The organism is Sphingobacterium siyangense (assembly GCF_007830445.1).
In the GTDB taxonomy this organism is placed as follows: Bacteria; Bacteroidota; Bacteroidia; order Sphingobacteriales; family Sphingobacteriaceae; genus Sphingobacterium; species Sphingobacterium siyangense.
This window is the reverse complement of sequence record NZ_VLKR01000010.1, coordinates 156,878-180,480: the sequence shown is the minus strand read 5'-3', so window position 1 is coordinate 180,480 and position 23,603 is coordinate 156,878. Positions and strand designations below refer to the sequence as shown.

Sequence of the window (23,603 nt, the reverse complement as noted above, 5' to 3'; positions counted from 1 at the left end):
CCACAAATAGGAACTTTGAAGACTGGGGGACACTTTTCGGGGACAAAGTAATCGCATCGGCGATAATAGACCGCATAGTGCACCATGCCACAATCGTCAAACTAAATGGAAACAGTTACCGTATAAAGAACCTCCTGGAACTGAACGGAATGTTTGAAGACGACCCTAAGGAAAAATCAAAAAGGGGAAGACCCAAAAAGTCAGAAGATCAAGAAAATTATGAAAATAATAATGAATAGAATAATGGTTTTTTTTGTGAAATTAGTGGGGGCATTCTGATGCGAACTAGTGGAGGCATTCTAATGCGAAGTGACAACAATATTTATTTCCCTTTCCTAGCGGCACCATTAGCGACGATGGCGGGATGGTCTATTGTATTCTACAGTTCCGTTTTTATTTACGAAATGTTGGAGAAGAAATGGACACAATTAAAAACTACGAACTTCCTTGTTATAGGTCTTATCATATCGTTGATTGCATTGTTTAGAGACCTTCAGATTGACCCTGTGGCGACAAATCTAGGATTATGGACATGGCATGAAATATTGGAACCTTGGTACTGTGGTGTACCACTTGTGAATTTCACAGCGTGGTTGTGTGCAGTATTCTGTTTTGGCGCTTCATATACCTTCATCATACGTACTAAGATGAGCAATGGCAAAAAGATTTTGGCAATGTTCGTCATGATTCCGATCCTTTTATTTCTATCTGGTAAAATGAATTTTACCCTGGTTGGATTAATAGAAGGTTTTGATGGTCCTACTTGGAAACTATACGAATTAATAACTAAATAATAAGAAATATGAAAAATATCATTCTAAAAAAATTGACTAGCGTGAAAGCTATAATCCCTGTATTACTTCTAGTTCTTTGCAGTTCATTTACAGACTTTGTTCAGAAAGACGATCGACTATTAGGAACTTGGCAAAGTGAAGAAAAAGATCGAGTAATCGAATTTGTTAAAAATGGGGATCACTACGATGCAATCATCAGAGATGCACAGGATAAAAGTTTGATTGGAAAAAAACAAATCACAGGGATCACACAAAAGAGTGAAGGCAACTTTACAGGACAGTTATATGTTTTTCAAAAAAACAAGGAATTTCCATGTAAGATCCAAGTCAAATCAGATAATAAATTAGTGGTCACTGTAAAAGTTGCTTTTGTTTCAAAATCAATGGACTGGACTAAAATTAAAAAATAGAAATTTAGAACTCGGCCATATGAAAAAGATAAAATATTTCCTGCTTTTTGCGCTTGTCTCATTTATGGTTTCAAGTTGTTCTTCGCAGACTCAGATAGTTAGAGGAGTGGCTGTCGTACAACCTGTTGCTCGAAGAAGTGCCGCAGTGGTTCGAACCAATGATCCTGCTCCGGTAATCGTACAAAGTAGGGTAATTGTAACACCTGTTCCTCCACCTCTGGTAGTAGTAAAAAGAGAAAGTAAAACGGTTGTAAGAACTATCCCTGTTGTAACAGTAAAGAAAAGCAGTAATGCAGTTGCAATTGTACCAGTTTCTTCTTCGGGAGTAAATGCAAAAGTTAATTCAGTTTACTTAAGATAAGTGTTAATTTTTCTGTGTTTTTATAGATAAGGCAATTTTATTGCCTTATTTTTTTTATCTAGGTTACCAAATAAAGATCCTAAAATATTAATAATCGAGTTAGACTATCAATGAGATAAGATTCGTAATCTTATACTTTTTCTGTATTCTTATGCAGTTTATAATATGAATTTTGGGAATGAATTTAAAAAATTATATTTTTCAATCGTAACTGAAACCTATGTTCCACTTGGTAAAAGATTCTTTATAAGCTACTTTTTAAATTATTGCTGTTAAAAAAATGAAAGATAATAATAGATCTGATTGCCCAATTTCATCGGGTTTAGATGTGTGGGGAGATAAATGGACCTTAGTTATAGTGAGAGACCTTTTGTTTTTCGATAAGAATACCTATGGCGAATTTCTAAAATCTAGAGAAAAAATAGCAACCAACATTTTAGCATCAAGGTTGCTTGCGTTGGAGGAAAATGGAATAATTATTAAGTCAAAACATCCTGAAAGTAAAGCCAAAATTTTGTATCAGCTCACTGATAAGGGAATCGAGTTATTGCCAATGATGGTAGAATCTGCAATATGGGGTGAAAATAATCTGTGTATTTCTGAAGAAATCAAAACAATACTTAAGGAAGTAAAAAAAGACAAAGCTGGATATATAAAGAACCGAATCAAAGAGTTAAAGGCATAAAACTTTATGCCTTTAATTTTAGGGTTTATCCAAATCTTTGTCTTTGTTAAAAATAACAAGTACACTAAAAAGTCAGGAATTAAGGTGTTACAATATTCCAGTTCGTAGATGCTAAATCCAAATATTGCGCTAATTCTTTTAATTTTACAGGGTTGCCTTCAAATTTAACATCTGGAGACTGAAAAATAGCTATAGCATTTTCAGGTCTACTAAATAATTCCGCAAATTTTTCCTGAGGAAGAGATATTGAAAATTCTGTTACTACCTCTGGTCGAGCTAAACTGTAATTCAATACACCATTTTTCAAGTACACAAGAATATTTTTCCCTTTATCAGTAAAATTAAATCTTAAGGTCAGCTTTTTCCCCTCTGCTTTTTTTCCATCAACCGACACCGCTAATAAATCAAAGATGTTTTCAGGCGATAAACGATTTAAGGCACGTTCCCATTTCTCTTTTTGGGCTTGATTTGCGAGAGGCGCATTACTGATATCTTGTCTTAATTCTTTTGCCCCCGTCAGATAAATGTTTCTCCAAATACCTGATTCACTCTGATAAGCGATTTGTTCAAAAGCGCTAGCTTGCAAATCGCGAGCTTCTTGATTTTTGGGATTAGCGAAAACAACATGTTTTAATACTTCTGCCACCCATCTATATTCTCCTTTACCATAGGCAATCTTTGCTTTTTTTAAAGCCTCTTTTTCACCACCGAACCATTCTACATATCTTTTTGCAGATTCAGTTTGAGGCAATTTATTGTAATCAGCTGGATTTCCGTCCCACCAGCCTAAATAATACTGATATATTGCTTTAGCGTTGTGTGCAACGGTTCCATAATATTCCCTTAAATACCATTCTTTGGAAAGTTCCTCTGGGAACTTAATTTCTTCTGCAATTTCATCAGCATTTAATCCTTTATTAGCCAAACGAATTGTCTGATCATGTAAATATTTGTAAGCATCACGCTGTTTCTCCAAAAAAGAAATGGATTTTTCCTGCCCAAATACTGGCCAATTATGACCAGGAATAATTACTTCGACATTTTTGCCAAATAGATCTATAGATTCATCTATATATTTTGACCAGCCTTTTGCATCCCTAGCTTTGGCTCCACGTGGGGTAAGAATATTGTGAAAAGTCCTTAAAGTAATATCAGCCGGGAAATATGCTTTTTTACTGGGAACATAAAATGTAAAAGCAGAAGGAGCTTCGGTATCCGGAGTAATTTGAAAGACCAATTCAATTCCATCAATCACTAGTGTCTGACCTGTACTGCTAATTTCATCAGTGGGTTTTAATATGGTAGATTTAGCCCCTGTACCAAGATAAGCTTTCCCTATTCCAGCGTCGACTTGTCCTTTTTCACTGATCGGCAAAGAGGAACCAAATTGATATCCGGCTCTTCTGCCCATCACATTACCCAATAGAACATGTTCACTTACTGCTTCATCAAAAAAATGGGCAGGCGTTATATATTTAACCTTTCCAGAGGCTATATCGGCCGCACTCACAACTCCTTCAATACCACCAAAATGATCTGAATGACTATGTGTAGAAATAACAGCTACGACCGGTTTATCTTTAACATATTTTTTTATTAGGTCATATGCGACACTAGAAGCTACAGCATTTGTTAAAGGATCGACAACAATGTAACCAGTATTACTTTCTATAAAAGCAATATTAGCTAAATCTAGCCCTCTGACTTGATAAATACCGTCAGCGACTTTGAAAAGCCCATTTATATTACCAATTTTTGCCTGCCTCCATAAAGATGGATTAACAGTAGCTGGAGATTTCCCCTTTATAAAATCAAATAATTTGGTATTTACAATTGGTCTCCCATTTTCATCTTTTATGATGCCATCAGCAATAGTTGCAATAAATCCTCTATGGGCATCAGCTATATCTAATGTATCTGCAAAATTCAATTGACTGTAAATTGATTCATTTATTTTGGTAGTGGCTGGAGTAGCTTCACTTTGTTTAAGATCCGATTGAGCAATAGCTTTTGTAAAGGTTAAAAGCATAATTGAAACAATTGGTATTATATTCTTTTTCATTTAATAACAATGTAATCTTGATGGTGTATATTTTTAATCTGATTAAAACCTTTAGTGGTTTTATTAAAGTGCTTGTATATTTTCAATAGTAATTGAAAATTGTCATTAGGGTCTTTTCCCAGTCATTTATTTTATAGAAATGTAATTTTTGAAATATCGTCTTTTGAGCGTGTTGGGAAAGTAGAAACTGATACTAGGGAAATGCATGAATTTTTAATAGAACTATCTCCATTTGAATTATTTTAATTTAACAACTAATATTTAAATTCTGTTCTAACAAGACTTTGCTGTGTATTCTTGATGTCACTTTTAAGTTGAAGGGCAACAGTAATTTATTTTATAAAGCACTACATCCTTAATGCTTTATGAAGCGAGACATGCTTAATTCCTTCTGATTAGAATATCTATCCAAATATAAATTATTTTTATTAAACTCTACAAAAACAATAGACTTTATATAGAAGTAAATTCATTTAAATTTTTAGAAGATAATACTTACAAATATTTCTCTTTGAGGCTCCTTATGGATGCCTGAAAAAAGGATAAGACAAAAGAAACCTTCTTGTTTATAAACAACTTATAAGAAAAATCTTCACCTAGTTGGGATATACTTGGGAGAAATATTTGTTTTTAAATCTAAATTTTGCTTAAGATAGGAAACAACCTAAACAAGAATTTCTAAAAGTAGCATTATGAATTACTCTACCACTGAATTGATTTTATTAGTGCAGCGGAAGGAAGAAACGCTTTCTTTAGCTTCCCGCAATTTAAAAGAAGAAGCAAGCCAGATGGCAAAATTTCTACAAGACCTTTTAACAGATCTAAGAAATGCCATAATGGAAAAAGGTTTTCAAAATGAAATAGAGGAAATAACCTTTTTTAAAGATATTAAACCTTATATCCTGGGAAAATTAATCTACTACAATAAAGTATATCAGATTGAAGTCGGATGTCCGGTATCTAATGGAAAGATGTATTATTCCTATTTTTCAGATCGTCTTCAAGAATTAAAGAATGATTTCATTGAACATATCTCCCGATCAGATTTATACAGATATTATCGTTCGGGAAGAGTAGACCGGGATGAAATCTATTTTAGGCTGGGCAATATCTACTATAATGACGTTCGAGAAAGCTTTGTTTTTGAAATTGATACAGGCTTTTCTACTTACTACGATTATAAAGTTGCTGTAATACTTGCCAATGAGTTTCTTTATGAATATCTAAACAGCAAGAAAAAACAACAATTAAGCGCTGCTAAAATCTTACAAAACAAAGAGGTAATGAAAGATATTGCATGGACAAATTCTAAAAATGCGCTAATTGAATTAATATATGCACTGTATGCATCTGGAACCATATCAAATAAAAAAATAGGCATAAGGCAAATAGCCTTACTTTTTCAAATTCTATTTCAGATACCTTTGGGCGATATACATCATGCATTCCATCGAATGAAAACACGTTCCAATTCTCGAACTTGTTTTTTAGACCACCTTAAATTTAGTCTTGAGGAATACATGGACAAAGACATTTAGTGATCTAACCTCTTCCTCTAATTCGTAATAATTAACCAAGTGCCTATTTGCCAATGTGCAAATATTGGCAAATCTATATTCAAAAAACTCTCAAATGAATAAAAGTAGCTTAAAACACATACAAAGGCTATAATCCAACATTATTTTATCAAAAAAAAAGTCGTTTTCAATTGGTTTTACTTGGCAGAAAATGATTTCCAGTCTACAGAATTTTGTATAGAAATACTGGAAACTATGAACATCGACAGAATGGAATTTATGGCATGGATGGAACGAATCATGGACAGATTCGACATCCTCAATGAACACATCAATGATGTTCAAAAGAAAAAGAGCAGCATTGATGGGGAAGAATTATTAGACAACCAGGATCTATTACAGATGCTAAAAATAAGCAGTCGGTCACTCCAAAGGTATCGCTCTGCAGGCAAATTGCCTTATTATACCATTAGCGGAAAACTTTACTATAAGCTTTCCGATATACATCGCTTCATTAGGGAGAGTTTTAACGCTCGTCTAAATAAATAAAAGTCTTTGCCAGACAAATAGTGCCACTAAATGCCAGATTGAAGGATGAAAAGAATATGATGGATATTTTCGATTTTATTAACAACAAAATAGCAGAGTTATGAGCGAAGAAAACAAAGATACCAAGCAATCCCCTGATGAGTTATCGGATATATTGCTCGTGTTCGATAAGGACAAAAAGAAGATTCAGGCCGTAAAGGGAATAGACAAAGACGGCAATCTGGAAACGGTAGAACCTAACAAGAAAAACGAGAGTCAGTTTTTACGGGTCGATAAACATGGAGATGTTTTCTCCAATTTTTTCTCCAATTTTCTACGTCAGATAAAGAACCCTACCCACTTCTCATTTTTTAAAGTGCCCTCTCCAATCGCAACTGACGTTGCTGCAGAGATGCAGAAACAAGTGGACACGCACGATAAAAAGGTAGAAAATCTATTGACAAAATATGAAGTCAAAGAAGAGAATCAGCAAGAAAATAAAAAGGATCATAAACAAGAAAATAAAAATGATATGGACACAACACAACAAACACCAGAAAATGGTGAGTTCCGATACAAACCGGAACAGATCGATTGGGAAACTATGTCCCAAATGGGTTTGAGTAAAGAACGTCTCGAAAAATTGAATTTGTTAGAACCTTTGTTAAAGGGTTACAAAACAGACGTTCTTGTTCCGATAAGTTTAAATCTCGGTACCGTGATTACCCGAACAGATGCTCGATTATCTCTTCAACCAGGTGAAGGAGATAACTTAGTGGTAGCAATTCATGGTGTCCGTAAGGAACCTCAGCTTAATTTGCCATTCTTTAATCATGAATTTAGTAAGGAAGACAAAGAGAATCTTTTGAAGACTGGTAACATGGGACGAGTGGTTGATCTGACCAATCCAAGAACAAATGAAATAATGCCCTCTATTATCAGCGTAGACCGTTTGACAAATGAGTTAATTGCCTTACGCACGGATCGTATTAAAATACCTGAAGAGATAAAAGGTATTAAGTTGGACGATACGCAAAAACAAACGCTATTGGAAGGAAAACCTCTTTACATCGAAGGAATGATTTCAAAAAAGGGAGAACCTTTCAATGCCACGGTACAGTTTAATGCTGATAAACGTTACGTCGAATTTATGTTTGACAGAAGTAATACACAACAGCAAAAACAAGATAAAACGCAACAGCAGCAATCAGAAGTAAACGATTTGGCACCAAGAGTATTTCGTGGTAAAGAACTTGATGACAAACAGTACGAAAAGTTCAAAGAAGGCCAAACAGTTTACGTGGATGGATTGACCGACAAAAAAGGACAAAAATACCAAGGTTATATAACCTTTGATAAGGAGACCGGGAAAACCGGATTTTCATTTGATAATCCCAATAAGCTTAAAGAAAAGGTTCAGCCAAAAGAAGAAAACAAAACACAGGTTGCTGTAAATTCTGAAGGTAAAACCAATGAATCTACAAAAAACATAAAGGAGCCTTTGAAAACCGCACAGAAAGATCCCGATAGTAAAGAGCAAAAGGAACAGCAGAAACAGAATCCTCCAGCTAAGTCAAAAGGCAGAAAAATGTAACCTTAATGAATTGATTGTATGAAATTAGTTATAGCAGAGAAGCCCAGTGTTGCTAGAGAAATAGCATTATTACTTGGAGCTGAAGAAAAAAAAGATGGGTATCTTGTTGGTAAGGATTATTTAGTAACCTGGGCATTGGGACATCTTGTAGGACTGGCTATGCCAGAAGAATACGGTATTGTGGGATTTCAAAAGGAATCGTTACCAATTTTGCCGAATCCTTTTAACTTAACGATTCGCAAAGTTAGAAAAAACAATGCGTACGTTACCGATCCCGGAGCAGCAAAACAACTAAAGATTATTGGAAACCTAATTGGGAAATGTCAAAGCATTATTGTTGCCACTGATGCAGGTCGTGAAGGAGAACTTATATTCCGCTACATATATGAATACTTGAAATGTGACAAGCCTTTTGAGAGGTTATGGATCAGTTCACTTACGGAGAAAGCTATTCGGCAGGGATTAGAAAACCTTAAGCCAGGAGATGAATTTGATAGTTTACATTTGGCTGCTGTTGGAAGAAGTCGTGCCGACTGGTTAGTCGGCATCAATGCTTCACAGGCATTGACCATTTCCGCATCGCGAGGTGTATATTCATTAGGAAGGGTTCAAACACCAACCTTGGCTCTTATTTGTAAACGGTATATGGAGAACAAGGGATTCAAAATACAAAAATACTGGCAAATAGAACTGGAACACAAAAAAGAATTTGTGGACTTTAAGAGTCTATCGGTAACAAAGTGGAATGACAAACAGATTGCTGAGGATGCACTTAAAGCTATTATACGTCACGGTATCGTAACAGTAAGCAATGCAGAATCAAAGAACGTTTCGGAGCAACCACCTTTACTTTTTGACCTGACAGGACTCCAAAAAGAAGCTAATAAAAAACTAGGGTTTTCAGCCGAAGATACTTTGAATATTGCCCAGAGCCTTTATGAAAATAAATTTATTACCTATCCACGTACCGGCAGTAAGTATATTCCCGAAGATATGTGGGCAGAGATTCCAAATTTGATCCGCACACTTGATGGCACTGAGCGATTTAAAGATGCCGTCTCAAAAATCAGATGGGGACGATTTAACAAAAGAATTGTAAATGATGTTAAGGTAACTGATCATCATGGTTTGTTGGTAACTGATCGGATTCCATCTGCACTATCAGCTAAAGAAAATGCAATTTATGAGATGATCGCCTTTCGGTTACTCGAATCAATATCTCAGACTTGTAACAAGTTGATAAGAGACATTAACCTGAAAGCCCTACACTATGAATTTACACTTAAAGGGTGTAAGGTTTTAGAACCGGGCTGGCGGGCAATTCGGGGAAATTTTTCAGATGAGGATAGCGAGCCTGTACAAGAACTTCCTGAATTAAAAGTTGGAGACGAGTTAAAAATTAAAGAAGCGGTCGCTCTGGAAAAGAAAACCAAACCGCCAGTACTTTATACCGAAGCCGGACTTCTGGCAGCAATGGAAACTGCAGGTAAACAAATAGAAGACGCAGAAGGTAGAAAAGCGCTTCAGGGCATAGGTATTGGTACTCCTGCTACACGCGCTGCGATCATCGAAACGTTGTTTAAAAGAGATTACATAAAACGAGAAAATAAAACTGTAATACCAACTCTCAAAGGCTTGCAGGTTTACGATCTTGTTAAAGACAAAAAGATTGCTGACGTCGCTATGACTGCCGAATGGGAACAAACGCTTCAGAAAGTCGAAAATAAAGAATCAGATGTTGCTTTCTTTTTGAAGCAGATGGAAGATTATGCAGGCGAAATTACGAAAGAAATATTGAGTTCATCGATTACCAATGACGATCATCCTCCAATAGATTGCCCAAAATGTAAAAATCATAAACTCGTGATAAGGGACCGCTTAGTAAAATGTCCTGGTGATGGTTGTAACTGGACACAATTTCGAAATATATGTGGTGTACAATTGGCAATTACAGATATTCAATTACTGGTCACTAAAAGAAAGACCAGCCTTATTAAAGGGATGAAAAGTAAAGCTGGGAAAAAGTTCGATGCTTATATTGTATTGAACGCTGAAGGAGCAAGTAGTTTTGAATTTCCGAAGGACAATTTTAAGCCAGACAAAAAAAAGCGACACTAATTTTTGCATATCCCTTAAAAAAAAGAAAGCTCCAATTGGAGCTTTTACTATTTTTTGGATTCTTCCACAGATACCTTACGGAATTCTTTTAGAAGTTTTTCTAACACTAAGGTCGATTTACGGGCTCTTGTTCCAGCCGCTTTATTTGCCTTTTCTATTTGCAGATCAGCGTCTGCTTTGAACGCTTCAAATTCAGCGTTGATCTTTTCGATAAGTTCTTTCATATTTCTAAACTATACTTTAAATTTCTTTGGTAAATATATAAAAATAATCATATCCATTAAAAGCCTCAGAATATATCACTTAGGTCGGTCTCGATATAATCTCCTAAATAGTCTGCAACAACAGGATGCTTCCAATAGATTTTAGTTATCCATTCTCCTTCTCCTGTATGAGGATTAAAAATATTAAAATATGGCTGGGCACAAGCCATAATTCGACTACTGGTAGATTTCTCAATTGAGGTCGAACTAAATACAGCGTGTTTCAAAATTTCATCCTCTATGTTAATTCCTTCGGGTAATTCAGAGACCATATACTCAAAATCAGGTATGTACCAGTCTGTACAGCTTGTTATAAACTTATTATCAGACTCCGGATCAGAAGTTCCAACCGTTATAATCTCTTGATGGAAGTCGTATCTAAGTCCATCATTTCCACTAGAAGACGGCATGAAAAGCGCAATATCAAACATCCTCCCTTCCCCAGAATTATCGTAAGGAAAATTCAAATCAAAGATATCGGCTATCTTGCCGGTATCTTTGTCCATTACAACAATTTTATATTTTCGATTGTCTTTTCGTTGAATACTATCATAATCCTTTAATTTCTTGAAATTTAGATTTGTGGTGATATCAATTCTACAATTGTTTACCCCGTCGATATTTCCTGTAAAATCACATTTAATCCCATAATCGAAAACAGGATCAAGTGTAAAGACATCCTTGTTCTTGGTGTAGAAATCTAATTCTGCTTTAAGTCCATACCAAGCTGTAATCGGAAGACTGCCTCTGTAAGCTTCCAATAATTTATAAGCTGGAACATCGCCGTCTCTGTTATATATACTAAAAACCTGGGCCTTTGCTTTGTTAAATTGTTCGGCTGGATGCATTATTTAAGTGCTCGTGTTAGATTTAACAATTGATGATAGAGTTTATTTTCAACACTTTTCACTTCTGAGTAGCAACCTATTTTTTCTGGCAATATCCCTTTTTCCTGGGCCTTTTCTTCTAATTCTTTTAAATCCTGTAAAACAAAGTCGTGTGCCGCTTTTAAATCGGCTAATGATAATTCTTCAATTTTCATAAAACAATCCTATTAGATTAATAATAAATGACTTACAAAAGATGCGTTCGAATGTAAATCTTATCCCTACAATTTATCATTTTTTTTCAAAAAACCGATCAAATTATTATTGAAAATTAGCCAATAAAAGCCAAATAATTCCACTAAAAGCCACAATCGCTAACGTAATCCATTGTCAATTATTTTTATCCATTAAGAAACATTATAAAACGTTTATTATATGGATACGACACAAAAAGACCTCTCTTATTTTTCATTAAAACTACAGGAGTTAATCACAGCCAGCTTTCCAGAAAAAGCATGGGATTCAAAATTCATCAATCAAAGATCTAAATGGGCCGCAAGTGCTTATGAAGGAGCCTTTCGAAGTGGAAATACAGTTGAACAATGCGACAACATTGCTAATTATATCCTTTTTGAAGGCTTGTATTTTTCACGATTTGATACGGTATTCAAAGTCATCTGCAATGAATTTGATACCATTATGGCTGATGAAGCATTGCGTCCTTTTGCACTGAATATGCTGCCTCTCTGCCAATTTGTATTTGACAAATACAACATCACGGACGATTTTTCGGATAGCAATGAATTTGATCTGCTTTATACGGAGCTTACTGGAACCATAGCCATCTATATTGAGGAAAATGGGCTTCAGTAAACGGCAACATCTCCTACTGAATATCGATGCCCTTAAGATTGCTTTTAAACTTGAAAAGGAGAAACGCAAAGCTACAACTGGGGAAAGACTGCTAATGATGCAATACAGCGGATTTGGCGGTCTCAAGTTTGTGCTTAATCCCACGGAAAACGCGATTGATATCAATCGTTGGCGCAAATCAGATCATTCATTATTTACAATTACTCAGGAACTACACGAGGTACTAAAGGAAAATTCTACGGATGATAAGCAATATCGTCGCTACGTAGAAAGTATGCGCAATTCTGTTCTTACCGCATTTTATACTCCGCCACAGATAATAGATGTTTTGGCTGAAGTTCTGAAAGAAAAAGGTATTGAAGTAGACAGAATGCTGGAACCCTCTGCTGGATCAGGCGCTTTTATTGAGTCTTTCAATAATACATTTGGGACCATCCCTGATATATCAGCTTACGAAAAGGACCTGCTCACGGGAAAAATTTTAGAACAAATCTATCCGGAAGTTAATACATATATACAAGGATTTGAGGAAATCCCAGAAGGAGAAAAAAACAGTTACGATCTGGTGGTTAGCAATATTCCATTTGGTGACACATCTATATTTGATCTTAGCTATTCGCGGGGGAAAGATCCAGCACGGATTCAGGCCGCACGAAGCATTCATAATTATTTCTTTTTAAAGGGATCTGACATGCTTCGCGATGGAGGTGTCCTGGCATATATTACTTCACAAGGAGTACTGAACAGTTCAAATAATCGTGCTATCCGTGAGGCATTGATGAAAGATCATAATCTTGTTTCAACTATACGTTTGCCTAATAACGTTTTTACCGATCATGCAGGTACCGAAGTTGGAAGCGATTTAATTATTCTTCAAAAGAACACAGCCAAACAAGAACTTACGGAAACAGAAAAGGACTTCTGTCGCTCCATCGTTACGCAATATGGTCAAAGAGATAATAATGCTCTTTTTGCAACAAATGAGCGGGTGGTATACACGGATCTGTTCGAGTCTACAGATATGTATGGGAAACCTGGCATCGTACAAATGCATGCTGAAGGTATTGAAGGCATAGCAAGAGACTTAAAAAGAATGCTTAATGAGGATATTTCACTAAAACTAGATAGAAACCTCTATTATGGGAAGCAATCTGAATACCTGGAATTCAAGCAACCTTTTTTACCTCCTGCATCAGAGACTTCACTTCAGATTTCAGGATTATCTCCGACACCGCCTTTACAAGTTGTTCCTTTAAAAAGCGATATTGAACAATCAACAGAAATAGAACAAGAAGTTCAACTAAGCCTATTTGATCTTTTTGGACAGGCTCCTTCAGCAGTTATTGCTGCTACGCCGGCTAAAGCAAAAAAGAAAGCTTCCGGTGCCAAGCGTATCGTTACCCGAAAACAGCCTGGTCTATTCGATAGCGTACCAATTACTAGTACGAATAAGACAAGTAAGACAAAATCAGCTCAAAATAATGAAACCAATCGTTCTTCAAATGTGGTCTATGCCGACCTTTTTTCTCAACCACAGGTGGAAAAAGAAGGCTTTGCCACTAGTGCAACTGCAGTACTTACCGTATTACCTCCAGCCCCAGGTCCTTATACAGGAGAAATATTTTCTTTCCATCGCAATGATAGTCTGGCGGTAGATGGCGGTTTTGTTGGGCATCTGCAAAAAGTAGATACAAAAGCGGGGAAAGCTACATTCTATCCACTGGAGCTTCCGCAATTACAGAAAGCTAGGGCAATTGCTTATGTTGAACTTCGTGATGTTTACCATCACTTGTACAACCATGAAGCAAAGTATAAAATAGAAAATAAAGATAATCGTGAAACGCTGAACAGGCTATATGATACCTATATCAGAAAATATGGGAACCTAAATGCAGCAGAAAACATTAAATTAATCAAGACAGATAGTGCCGGAAAGGAAGTTCCTTACCTGGAACGAGTAGTGGGTGGTGTGATTCATAAAGCTGATATATTTAGCCGTCCAGTAACATTTTCAACTGCGGTACTTGCTACTGATAATCCAGATGAGGCATTGGCTTCTTCTCTCAATAAATATGGCAATATAGACCTGTCCTATATGTCGGAAATAAGTGGGATGCTGAAAGACGAACTGAAATCAGCACTCGATGGACGTATTTTCTTTAATCCACTGGAAAACGAGTATGAAATTACCGAAAGATGGGTTTCCGGTAATGTAGTAGAAAAAGCCGAACAAGTAAAAACTTACCTGGAAAGAAACCCCAATGACGCAGAAGCAAAATTAAGTTTAACAGCTCTGGAAGAAGCCCGGCCAAGGCGAATAGAGTTTGAAGAACTGGATTTTAATCTCGGTGAACGCTGGATACCGACGGGTATCTACGCGCGTTTTGCTTCACATCTGTTCGATACAGAAGTTCGCATTCATTATTCGGAGAGTTCAGACGATTTCAATATTAGTTGTAGTAGTAAAAATGTACATATCTGGGACAAATATGCTATTAAATCCCAAAGTAGAACTTATGATGGAATCGCATTACTGAAACATGCGCTAGTTAATACAACCCCTGATATAACAAAAAAAGTAACCATTGGAGATAATGAAGTAAAGGTAAGAGATATGGAAGCCATACAAATGGCAAACACGAAGATTGATGAAATACGTACAGCCTTTACCGAATGGCTACACAGTCAAAATGATGAATTCAAAACGCGTTTGACCAATAAATACAACGATACGTTCAATTGTTTTGTACGTCCCGTATACAATGGTAGCCATCAAGAGTTTCCCGGACTGGATAGAAAAGCACTTGGTATTGAAGACCTATATGCAAGTCAAAAGGATGCCGTTTGGATGATTAAATTAAATGGTGGTGCCATTTGCGACCATGAAGTGGGTGCCGGAAAAACGTTGATAATGTGTACCGCAGCACAGGAGATGAAAAGATTGGGCATGGCACACAAACCGATGATTATCGGACTTAAAGCCAACGTACACGAAATTGCTGAAACCTACCGTAAGGCTTATCCCCATGCAAAAATCCTTTATCCGGGTAAGGAGGATTTTACACCACAGAAAAGACAAAGGATTTTTGGGGATATTAAAAACAATGATTGGGACTGTGTAATACTAACACACGATCAGTTTGGAATGATTCCCCAATCACCCGAATTACAAAAGGAAATCCTTCAAAAAGAACTGGACAATGTAGAAGATAACCTTTCTGCTTTAGAAGCACAGGGCAATGAGATATCAAGAGGAATGCTTAAAGGAGTTATCATCCGTAAACAAAACCTTGAAGTAAAACTTAAAACGCTCGAACACGATATTGAGAACCGTAAAGATGATATGGTAGATTTTAAGATGATGGGAATCGATCATTTATTGGTTGACGAAAGTCATCGGTTTAAAAACCTTATGTTTAATACCCGACATGAGCGAGTTGCCGGACTTGGCAATATGGCAGGAAGCCAAAAGGCAATGAACTTGCTTTTTGCTATCCGCACCATTCAGGAACGTACTGAAAAAGATCTAGGTGCGACCTTCCTCTCCGGTACAACAATCAGCAATTCGCTCACCGAACTTTATTTGCTATTTAAATACCTGCGCCCACAGGCCATGGAAAAACAAGGTATTAATTGCTTTGATGCCTGGTCGGCTATTTTTGCGAGAAAGACTACCGATTACGAATTTTCGGTGGCAAACAATATTGTTTCCAAAGAGCGTTTCCGTTATTTCATTAAGGTTCCTGAGCTGGCCCAGTTCTATTCTGAAATTACTGACTATCGTACTGCCAAAGATATTGGAATAGACCGTCCGGAGAAAAAGGAAATTCTTCACAACATCCCCCCTTCACCGGAACAAGAAATCTTTATCGGTAAATTGATGGAATTTGCCAAGACAGGAAATGCCGAACTTCTTGGACGTGCACCTTTAAGCGACAGTGAAGAAAAAGCTAAAATGCTTATTGCAACAGATTATGCCCGCAAGATGTCGTTGGATATGCGGATGATTAGTCCACACTACGAGGATCATCCCAATAACAAAGCTTCACAATGCGCCTCTAAGCTAGCCGAATATTATACCCGCTTCGATGCGCAAAATGGAACACAATTCGTGTTTTCAGATTTGGGAACATATAAACCAGGTGACTGGAATGTATACTCTGAAATTAAACGCAAGCTAGTTGAAGACCATGGCATTCCAGCAAAGGAGGTCCGTTTTATACAGGAAGCTAAAAATGACAAGCAACGTAAGGATCTTATCAATGGAATGAATGATGGTAGTATTCGTATCCTTTTTGGTTCTACCGATATGCTTGGCACTGGTGTAAATGCACAGAAAAGAGCCGTGGCGGTTCATCATCTTGATACACCGTGGCGACCTAGTGATCTGGCGCAACGAGATGGCCGTGCCATCCGTAAAGGCAATGAGATTGCTAAATTCTTTGCAGAAAACAAGGTTGACGTTATCATCTATGCCGTTGAGAAATCTTTGGACAGCTATAAGTTCAATCTTCTTTACAACAAACAGTTATTTATCGATCAGTTAAAGAACAATAATCTAGGAAAACGAACTATAGATGAAGGTAGTATGGATGAAAAATCGGGCATGAACTTCTCCGAATATGTCGCTATTTTATCGGGTAACACAGATCTGCTTGACAAAGCAAAACTGGAAAAACAGGTTGCAGGACTGGAAAGTGAAAAACAAGCATTTAACCGTTCCAAGTTCAGCTCAAAATATAAATTGGAAGATGCCCAGCAAATTATGGAAACCAGTCAATCACGTTTGGACCGCATGACAGTAGACTGGGAAAATTTGCAAAAACGTTTACAGAAAACAGCAGAAGGGAATATACTCAACCCGGTTCAACTCATTGGGCTTACTTCCAATGCTGATATAAAACAGATTGGAACAAAACTGAACGAATTATCTGAAAAAGCCCGAACTGCTGGAGAATATGAAGAAATAGGCAGTCTTTACGGCTTTAGATTATTGGTAAAAACCGAATTAACAGAAGACACGACCAAATTGGAAAGAGATAATAGATTTTTTGTACAAGGAGAAGGAAATATTAAATACACATTTAACAATGGGCAGATAGCATCTGACCATAAATTGGCTGCTACCAATTTTATGAATGCCCTGAATAAAATACCTGGCCTTATGGAACAGGAACAAAAAAAAGTATACAATGCCCAAAAAGATATCCCGGTACTTCAGGAAATTGTTAATGGCGTTTGGACAAAAGAAAATCGGTTGACGGAACTTAAAACCGAACTTGCCGCGATAGATAGAAAAATTCAATTGAGTATCACATCTCACGAAAAGGTTGACAATAAAGAAACACAAACTATAGAAGAAACAACAGTAAAAAACACTGTGATGCCGTTTAAAAGGATAATGTAATTATTTTACAAGAGTCAATTTAGGGGCAATTCTAGATATTTTAAACTCACAAGAAGAAGGAACCTTAGATACAGATGTATTTTCAGTAGTGAATGCAGATTTGATCAAGCTTCAAAAAGAAATTAAATCTGCTCTTCCCAAAGTGACTACAGACTTAGACAAATACCATCTTCAGGATTTAGAAAGAAGAATAAACAAAACTCTTAAAAAGGAAGTATAAACCTATTTCGGTTTAAGGCTAAGAATTTCATAGGCTGTCTCATTAAATTTGAGACAGCCTATTCTATTTTAAAAACTTTTATTTTCGATTAAAATGCTGAAAAGTTAAGTTTGGTCTAATTAAAACCAATTGGTATTTTATCTAAATTTGTATTGATTAAAATACCTGGAAGATATGGAAACTAAAATGACTAAAGCAGGGCGTACCAAACAATTGATCATCGAAAGATCAGCACCTATATTCAACACCAAGGGCTATTCTGGAACATCGATCAATGATATTCAAAGGGCAACAGGTCTTTCAAGAGGTAGTATTTATGCCAATTTTTTAACTAAAGATGAAGTCGCGCTGGCTGCATTTGACTACAATTTTAAATCTATAAGCGATTATTATTGCACAAAAATTTCTAGCATTGATGATTCAATTGAGCGATTATTAGTTTTTCCAAATGTATATGCCAGTTACTTGAAATTCACTTTTCTCCAGGCTGGTTGCCCTATCTTAAATATGGCAACAGAAGTAGATGACACTCATCCCTTATTAAGAGAACGAGTGAGAAATGCTTTGACATTCTGTAGAGAGAAAATTAAGGGGGAAATTAAACGTGGCGTAGACAGAAAGGAGATTAAAAGTGACGTTAATTCTGCCGAGGTTGCTGTCATTATGATATCAATGATGGAAGGAGCAATTATGCTGGCTCAAGTAACAAAACAATTAACTGAGTTAAATATGGCGATGCGATTTTTAAAAAAAATCATCAAAGAGCTAAAAGCCTAATTATACTCCGAACTCTCTAGATTATTTGGATAAAGAATACTTTATTAGGTAGAAAAATAAGATTGCGCCATTGGCATACATCGATCAGGATGGGTAATCCACGTATATTTACTTTCACCATTAATAATTCTTGGAAGTATTTTGTAGCGTGTAGGATTTTAGAATATGAGCGCACAGTAGCCACGTTACAAAATGAGCTAAACAGGCGTATCTGTACAAGAAATAAAAGTTAAATACTATCACACTTTACAAGATTTTGTGAAATTAAACTTCATGGAGTAAGGAACAACTGACAAGAATTTAAATCTCATAACTTGGGTTTTTTCTATTAAGGTTCCATACTATTTTCCATCCTCAATGTAACGTATCCTAACATCTTCTTGGCTTATAATTAAAAGGAGACGATACAATTTCATTGACATAAATGAGTTCAAAATCCGAATATTTTCTTACATAGAAGCAAATACAGCTAACAATACTAAAATTCGGTTCATTAGTAATTAAAAAAAATACATACCGATAGCTCATTCATCCAAATCTATGTAATTCAGTGAATACATAAAAAATATTCCCCAAGTTGGGGGTAACTTGGGTTTTTAATTCGTTAGAATATCTAAACTTTGCTTTATAGTATTAACTAACTGAAAATTAACATATTGAAAATATCTAAATCAGCTATTAAGCAAGTGAAGTACAAAACTTAAAGGCTATTAAACTGCCCCCAAGTATTTAATCCTTCAAAATAGCAATTTCTGGATTGAAGGCTTGATTTATGGAAGAAGCATACACTTATTTGTTTCAGAATAAAGTTAAAAAAACGAGCAATGTTCTGAATGATATTCCCGACTGGATCCAATATCCTTTATTGGTTGCAGATGAAGCTGTGCTATATGAGTTTCGGAGAGGCAGAATGCTATCGCAGAAATTAAGTCTAAAACCATTTCAATTTGATCTAATTGAATATATATCAGACACCGCATTCTCTATTAAGCTTAAAATTAACAGAAGACAAATTTTCTTTTATTTCTTATTGGCTGGAAATGTCACATTTCGGATCCATAATGGAGAACAAATCACACAAGTGAAAGCAAATAATTTTTATATGTCCTATAATTTACCCTGTACTATAACAGCCAATGCTGGAAAAGGACAGCATATAGGTCTGGTAATTTCTATTGAACTTGCATGGATAAAGCAATTTGCAGATGATTTTCATATTCTAAAAAGATTTATCCAGGAATTTGAAGAGCTACCCCAATTTTTTAAGGTATTGCCTCATTGCAGGATGGATAAAAAAGTACATACCTGGCTTCAGGAGATTTACAGTTTTACCAAAGGCAACAAAGCTGCTATAGATGGTCTATTAAGATTATATATTTCGTTGGCACTTGAGTACTACCATACCTCACTAAAAGATAGAGAGCGCATGAGAGTTTACTGCGTTAAAAAATATTTAGATGAAAACTTTACTGACCAGAAACTAAGTTGCGGAAATCTTGCCGAGCTATTTTGTTTTACAGAAAGAACTTTAAGAAATCAATTCAAATGCGAATTCCATGTTACAATCCATGGTTATTATACTAAGCTACGTTTGGAAAAAGCAAAATATCTGATTGAAACTCAGAAAATGCTAATGAAAGATGTCTTTTATGAGGTTGGTTATAAAGATGAAAGCTCATTCCGGTACGCCTATACGAAATTCTTGAAGAAGAATTAAAAAGATGCGCATTTGAAAAGGCTAATGCTTTTTTTAATTATCAACTGTTGTTAAAGGCATTTGGCACAAACGTTATCACAGAAGATCTTAAAAGTAACATTTTCATTTTCTACCTATTAAGGTTTGCTAAGTAATAGGGTGCTTAACAAACCTTAGAAAAGAAGCACTTATACCTGCGTCCAGATATCTTTCAATACATTAGTAAACTGAGTTTTTAAAGTAAGTTGAAAAAGACCGGTGTTTGTGGTATTTACCTCAATAATATAGGGTTCGCTGCCAAATAAATTGTTGTGATTAAAAATAAACTCATCATCGTTTCCACCTATAGAATAATGGACAGAATTTGCCATATTACCATTTACCTGTAATGTATTTTCTGGTATAAAGCGATAGATAAAGTCTCCTACTGAAGACCTAAAGGTCTTGTCTTTAATTGCAATTTTAAACTTTTCTAATGTCATAAGTATTGTTTTAACAAATATATAAACCCCTATAGCATTAGATCGGTTTAATTTCATAGAATATTTAAGCAAAATGGAACCATTCCATCATTAAAGCCACATATAAAACGAAACTGTGTATTATACTTAAATTGAACTGTATATAATCGAGATATAAAAAGCAGTCCATAAAATGGTGAGGTATTCCCAAAATTTAAGTACACGATCAAAGAAATTCTTTTTATTTCCATCAACAAAATAAATGTAAAAATTAACACTATCCTGTAATTTAAATACCTTAATAAAAATTATTGTCAACAGGCATATTGACAAAAGCAAGTGAAAAGCGTGTGCAATAATAATTATTTCTAAGATATTGGAGATCTTGTTGTCTTTTAATATCGAATTAATTTCAACTGGATTATTCATCCCTCTTTTGCTATAATACATAGTATAAACATCCTTTATAATAGAACAATGGAGTACTACTGTGAGAGGTGTTTATAAGAAAGTTGGTTATTAAGATAAAAGTCCCCTTATTGGATCTACGACAAACTTTTGAAGAATAATTAAACAGGAACTACAACCTGTTAATGACTAAGGATTTTATCCCTTTTAGGAAAATACGGAAACATTAACATCAATTTGTGCGTTTATTTTTACCGTTTTTCTGTTTCCAGTATAAATTTATTCATTGAAATTTGTTTCATAAGATTAAGCTTATAAAACCTTTAGGCAATGGAAACGAAAGCAAAACATATAGCTAACCCAAAATGGAAAAACAGATCACTAGATGTTATGGTGTTGGTGTTAATGTTTTTGTGGATTCCGGTAAGTATCGATAAACTTATAGATTTTTCGGCGTTTAAATCCGGAATACTCAACCAACCGTTTTCAAATACTATTGGCAACATCTTAATCTACACGCTGCCAACCTTAGAATGCACCTTAGTAATATCCCTTTTGTTTAAAAAATCAAGGGGATTCGGATTACTACTTTCTACCGCTCTTATGTTAGCGTTTACGGGATACATTGGTACAGCCTTACTTGGTGCATGGGAAAAACTTCCCTGCGGATGTGGATCCGTAATCAGCGGAATGAGCTGGCTACAGCACTTTTTCTTCAACCTATTCTTTTTAGGATCAAGTGGTTGGGGACTCTACTTATGGTACAAATCACGAGGCAGTAAAGCGGGAGGCGAAACTACCGAGGGCGGGTCGGCCAAAAGACAATATGAAAAAAGCATTTATTTTAATCTAAAAATTTAACAAAATGAAAAATTTAAAAATGAACTTATTTATGCTAGCTGCAGTAGTAATTGCAGGAGTGACGATGTCGTTTAAAATGGCAAGCACATCAACTGTCTATCACTATGATAGTGAAAGTACAGCTGCCGGTGCATTCGCCACTGTTGGCAATTGGCAACCCGGTACTTCATCAGAGCCTTGTGGTACAGGTGAAGATAAACCCTGCCAGATAACGGCAGAAAATGCGATGGACTTACAAAGCAAGCTGAATGGAAAAACCAATCCACAAGTTTTGGCTATTGTTGATAGTAAACGGGAATAATTTTACAAGAGCATTTCAAAATGAAAAGGGGCAATACATTTCGCCCCTTTTTTACTTTTATAATTTATCTTGGATTTTGCTGTATTCCGCCAATTTCTATTACCGTTTCAGGAATGGCAATGGCATAGCGTAAATCATTGGGCGGCATTGTTATGGTTTGACCGTTAACTGTCCGTGTCAATTTTATATTAAATCCGTCCCGGTTCAACCTCTTAATATCCGACCATCTAAGCCCACGATATACTAATTCTTTTCTTCTTTCAACTAAAATCGTGTTCAGTGCAACGTCTTCATTGGTAAACGAGTAAGGTACAAATTGATTAACACTCCATCGCTTTATTAGTAATTTATTCAGCGCATTTGCAGCATCGGCAAGTTTCTCCAAACGGGCATTACATTCCGCAATAATGAGAAGCAATTCACTTGTTGTAATTCCTGTAATAAGTGCAGTTCCACTTGTATGAGTACCTTTAAATCTATACTCCCCATCAGCGACTTTACGGAAGTATATCGTCTTTCTTAAATCACCGTCATTATAAAGGTTATACAGTGATAACGATATTCTCGCAATATTGAAGTTGTTAATGGCAGATGAAAACATCCGTGTTTGAAATACGATTTCCTTACTTATTTGATTTACTGCTGGAATTGGGTAGTTTGCATTTGGATTTAAACCGTTAAAGTCAATCAATTCATTACTGATTTCAAATGCTTTTTCGGCATTCTCCAAAGAATTTGCATAATTACCCATTATTAAATGTGCCCTTGCCAACAATCCATAAACTGCTGCTTTGGTAGGCAATGTAGGTGAAATATTTGTTGCTGGTAACAATGGAAGTGCATCATTAAGGTCTTTTAATATCAAGTCATAGGTTTCCTGTACGGACGACCTTACAGACGGAATATTTATATCAGGGTCTAACCGTAGCACCATGCCTAAGTCGGCATTTGCTGTCGCTTTATTATAAATAGGCGACCATATTTGCACACCATCTAAGTAGCGTGCTGCCCTGAAAGTCAAAGCCTGTCCTTTAACATAATCTGCCTCTTGTCCGGTCAACTTGTTTTCTTCAAGTCCTAGCAAAACGGAATTGCAGATGTAAATTATCTTGTAACAATTATACCATTCATCACCTGCCGAGGACATAGGACGGGTTACATAATCAGGCTGCCATGTGTACTGTCGTTTGTCACTTTCATAATATAACCCGTTATAATCTGCATCCTTTAAAAAATGGTCATCACAGCTTGCTTCCCCCATTGAGCAAAAAAGGTGATTAACGTCATAGGCATTATTCAGTAGAGATTGCAGGTCACGTAGAGTTGTTGGTATGGCTAAACTCTTATCCGATTTTTCTTCAAGAAACTTTTCGCATCCTGAAAAAAGCATTGTTAGCAACAATAGAAATGTTATTATTTGAGTATTCTTTTTCATTGTAA

The 23,603-nt window shown here is 35.8% G+C and carries 21 protein-coding genes; 15 read left to right on the top strand and 6 right to left on the bottom strand.

The window, feature by feature from the left end:
• From IQ31_RS27645 to IQ31_RS11245, 5 genes are all read left to right on the top strand, one after another.
• On the top strand, positions 1-239 hold a 239-nt coding region (locus IQ31_RS27645; RefSeq protein ID WP_208734224.1), incomplete at its 5' end, for an ATP-binding protein.
• Positions 240-278: 39 nt separating this feature from the next.
• Positions 279-794 (top strand): carotenoid biosynthesis protein, encoded by a 516-nt coding sequence (locus tag IQ31_RS11260; protein ID WP_145328035.1) that lies wholly within the window; start codon positions 279-281, stop codon positions 792-794.
• An 8-nt stretch (positions 795-802) separates the two neighbouring features.
• Entirely contained in the window at positions 803-1,204 is a 402-nt protein-coding gene (locus IQ31_RS11255; protein ID WP_145328034.1) for a DUF2147 domain-containing protein, read from the top strand.
• Positions 1,205-1,223: 19 nt separating this feature from the next.
• Positions 1,224-1,565, top strand: a complete 342-nt coding sequence (locus tag IQ31_RS11250; RefSeq protein WP_145328033.1) for a hypothetical protein — start codon at positions 1,224-1,226, stop codon at positions 1,563-1,565.
• Between the two features lie 280 nt (positions 1,566-1,845).
• Complete coding sequence (locus IQ31_RS11245) at positions 1,846-2,250, top strand: winged helix-turn-helix transcriptional regulator (RefSeq protein WP_145328032.1); 405 nt, start codon at positions 1,846-1,848, stop codon at positions 2,248-2,250.
• Positions 2,251-2,329: 79 nt separating this feature from the next.
• On the opposite strand, the gene IQ31_RS11240 is transcribed toward IQ31_RS11245, so the two are convergent.
• Positions 2,330-4,312, bottom strand: coding sequence for an alkyl/aryl-sulfatase (locus IQ31_RS11240; protein WP_145328031.1), 1,983 nt, complete (start codon positions 4,310-4,312; stop codon positions 2,330-2,332).
• A gap of 692 nt (positions 4,313-5,004) precedes the next feature.
• Here IQ31_RS11240 and IQ31_RS11235 point away from each other — a divergent pair.
• The 4 genes from IQ31_RS11235 to IQ31_RS11220 all read left to right on the top strand — a co-directional run bounded on the left by IQ31_RS11235 (position 5,005) and on the right by IQ31_RS11220 (position 10,069).
• Positions 5,005-5,850, top strand: coding sequence for an RteC domain-containing protein (locus tag IQ31_RS11235; RefSeq protein ID WP_145328030.1), 846 nt, complete (start codon positions 5,005-5,007; stop codon positions 5,848-5,850).
• 234 nt (positions 5,851-6,084) lie between these two features.
• Positions 6,085-6,378: a helix-turn-helix domain-containing protein gene (locus tag IQ31_RS11230; protein WP_145328029.1), complete on the top strand. Its 294-nt coding sequence runs from the start codon at positions 6,085-6,087 to the stop codon at positions 6,376-6,378.
• Between the two features lie 100 nt (positions 6,379-6,478).
• Positions 6,479-7,951 (top strand): DUF3945 domain-containing protein, encoded by a 1,473-nt coding sequence (locus tag IQ31_RS11225; RefSeq protein WP_145328028.1) that lies wholly within the window; start codon positions 6,479-6,481, stop codon positions 7,949-7,951.
• 18 nt (positions 7,952-7,969) lie between these two features.
• Positions 7,970-10,069, top strand: coding sequence for a type IA DNA topoisomerase (locus IQ31_RS11220; protein WP_145328027.1), 2,100 nt, complete (start codon positions 7,970-7,972; stop codon positions 10,067-10,069).
• A gap of 47 nt (positions 10,070-10,116) precedes the next feature.
• On the opposite strand, the gene IQ31_RS11215 is transcribed toward IQ31_RS11220, so the two are convergent.
• The 3 genes from IQ31_RS11215 to IQ31_RS11205 form a co-directional block, all read right to left on the bottom strand.
• A complete protein-coding gene (locus tag IQ31_RS11215) occupies positions 10,117-10,293 on the bottom strand; it encodes a histone H1 (protein ID WP_145328026.1) in 177 nt (58 codons plus the stop codon).
• Positions 10,294-10,358: 65 nt separating this feature from the next.
• Positions 10,359-11,180, bottom strand: a complete 822-nt coding sequence (locus IQ31_RS11210) for a hypothetical protein (protein ID WP_145328025.1) — start codon at positions 11,178-11,180, stop codon at positions 10,359-10,361.
• The gene (locus IQ31_RS11205) at positions 11,180-11,374 is read right to left on the bottom strand and encodes a hypothetical protein (RefSeq protein WP_145328024.1); all 195 of its coding nucleotides are present in this window, start codon (positions 11,372-11,374) and stop codon (positions 11,180-11,182) included. The genes IQ31_RS11210 and IQ31_RS11205 overlap by 1 nt, the downstream gene beginning before the upstream one ends.
• A 220-nt stretch (positions 11,375-11,594) precedes the next feature.
• Between IQ31_RS11205 and IQ31_RS11200 the strand changes: the two genes are divergently transcribed.
• From IQ31_RS11200 to IQ31_RS11185, 4 genes are all read left to right on the top strand, one after another.
• Positions 11,595-12,032, top strand: a complete 438-nt coding sequence (locus IQ31_RS11200) for a DUF1896 domain-containing protein (RefSeq protein ID WP_145328023.1) — start codon at positions 11,595-11,597, stop codon at positions 12,030-12,032.
• The gene (locus IQ31_RS11195; RefSeq protein ID WP_145328022.1) at positions 12,019-17,439 is read left to right on the top strand and encodes an N-6 DNA methylase; all 5,421 of its coding nucleotides are present in this window, start codon (positions 12,019-12,021) and stop codon (positions 17,437-17,439) included. Before IQ31_RS11200 ends, IQ31_RS11195 begins: the two co-directional genes overlap by 14 nt.
• A 394-nt stretch (positions 17,440-17,833) precedes the next feature.
• A complete protein-coding gene (locus IQ31_RS11190) occupies positions 17,834-18,436 on the top strand; it encodes a TetR/AcrR family transcriptional regulator (protein ID WP_208734222.1) in 603 nt (200 codons plus the stop codon).
• Positions 18,437-19,208: 772 nt separating this feature from the next.
• The gene (locus IQ31_RS11185) at positions 19,209-20,153 is read left to right on the top strand and encodes a helix-turn-helix transcriptional regulator (protein WP_145328021.1); all 945 of its coding nucleotides are present in this window, start codon (positions 19,209-19,211) and stop codon (positions 20,151-20,153) included.
• 167 nt (positions 20,154-20,320) lie between these two features.
• Here the strand turns inward: IQ31_RS11185 and IQ31_RS11180 are convergent, their stop codons facing one another.
• On the bottom strand, positions 20,321-20,614 hold the full coding sequence (locus IQ31_RS11180; RefSeq protein ID WP_145328020.1) for a hypothetical protein: 294 nt from the start codon (positions 20,612-20,614) through the stop codon (positions 20,321-20,323).
• 717 nt (positions 20,615-21,331) lie between these two features.
• Here IQ31_RS11180 and IQ31_RS11175 point away from each other — a divergent pair.
• Together IQ31_RS11175 and IQ31_RS11170 are read left to right on the top strand one after the other, a co-directional pair.
• Positions 21,332-21,862, top strand: coding sequence for a MauE/DoxX family redox-associated membrane protein (locus IQ31_RS11175; protein ID WP_145328019.1), 531 nt, complete (start codon positions 21,332-21,334; stop codon positions 21,860-21,862).
• A 19-nt stretch (positions 21,863-21,881) separates the two neighbouring features.
• On the top strand, positions 21,882-22,163 hold the full coding sequence (locus tag IQ31_RS11170; protein WP_145328018.1) for a hypothetical protein: 282 nt from the start codon (positions 21,882-21,884) through the stop codon (positions 22,161-22,163).
• Positions 22,164-22,227: 64 nt separating this feature from the next.
• Here IQ31_RS11170 and IQ31_RS11165 read toward each other — a convergent pair whose 3' ends face one another.
• A complete protein-coding gene (locus tag IQ31_RS11165) occupies positions 22,228-23,598 on the bottom strand; it encodes a RagB/SusD family nutrient uptake outer membrane protein (RefSeq protein WP_145328017.1) in 1,371 nt (456 codons plus the stop codon).
• Between the last annotated feature and the right edge of the window lie 5 nt (positions 23,599-23,603).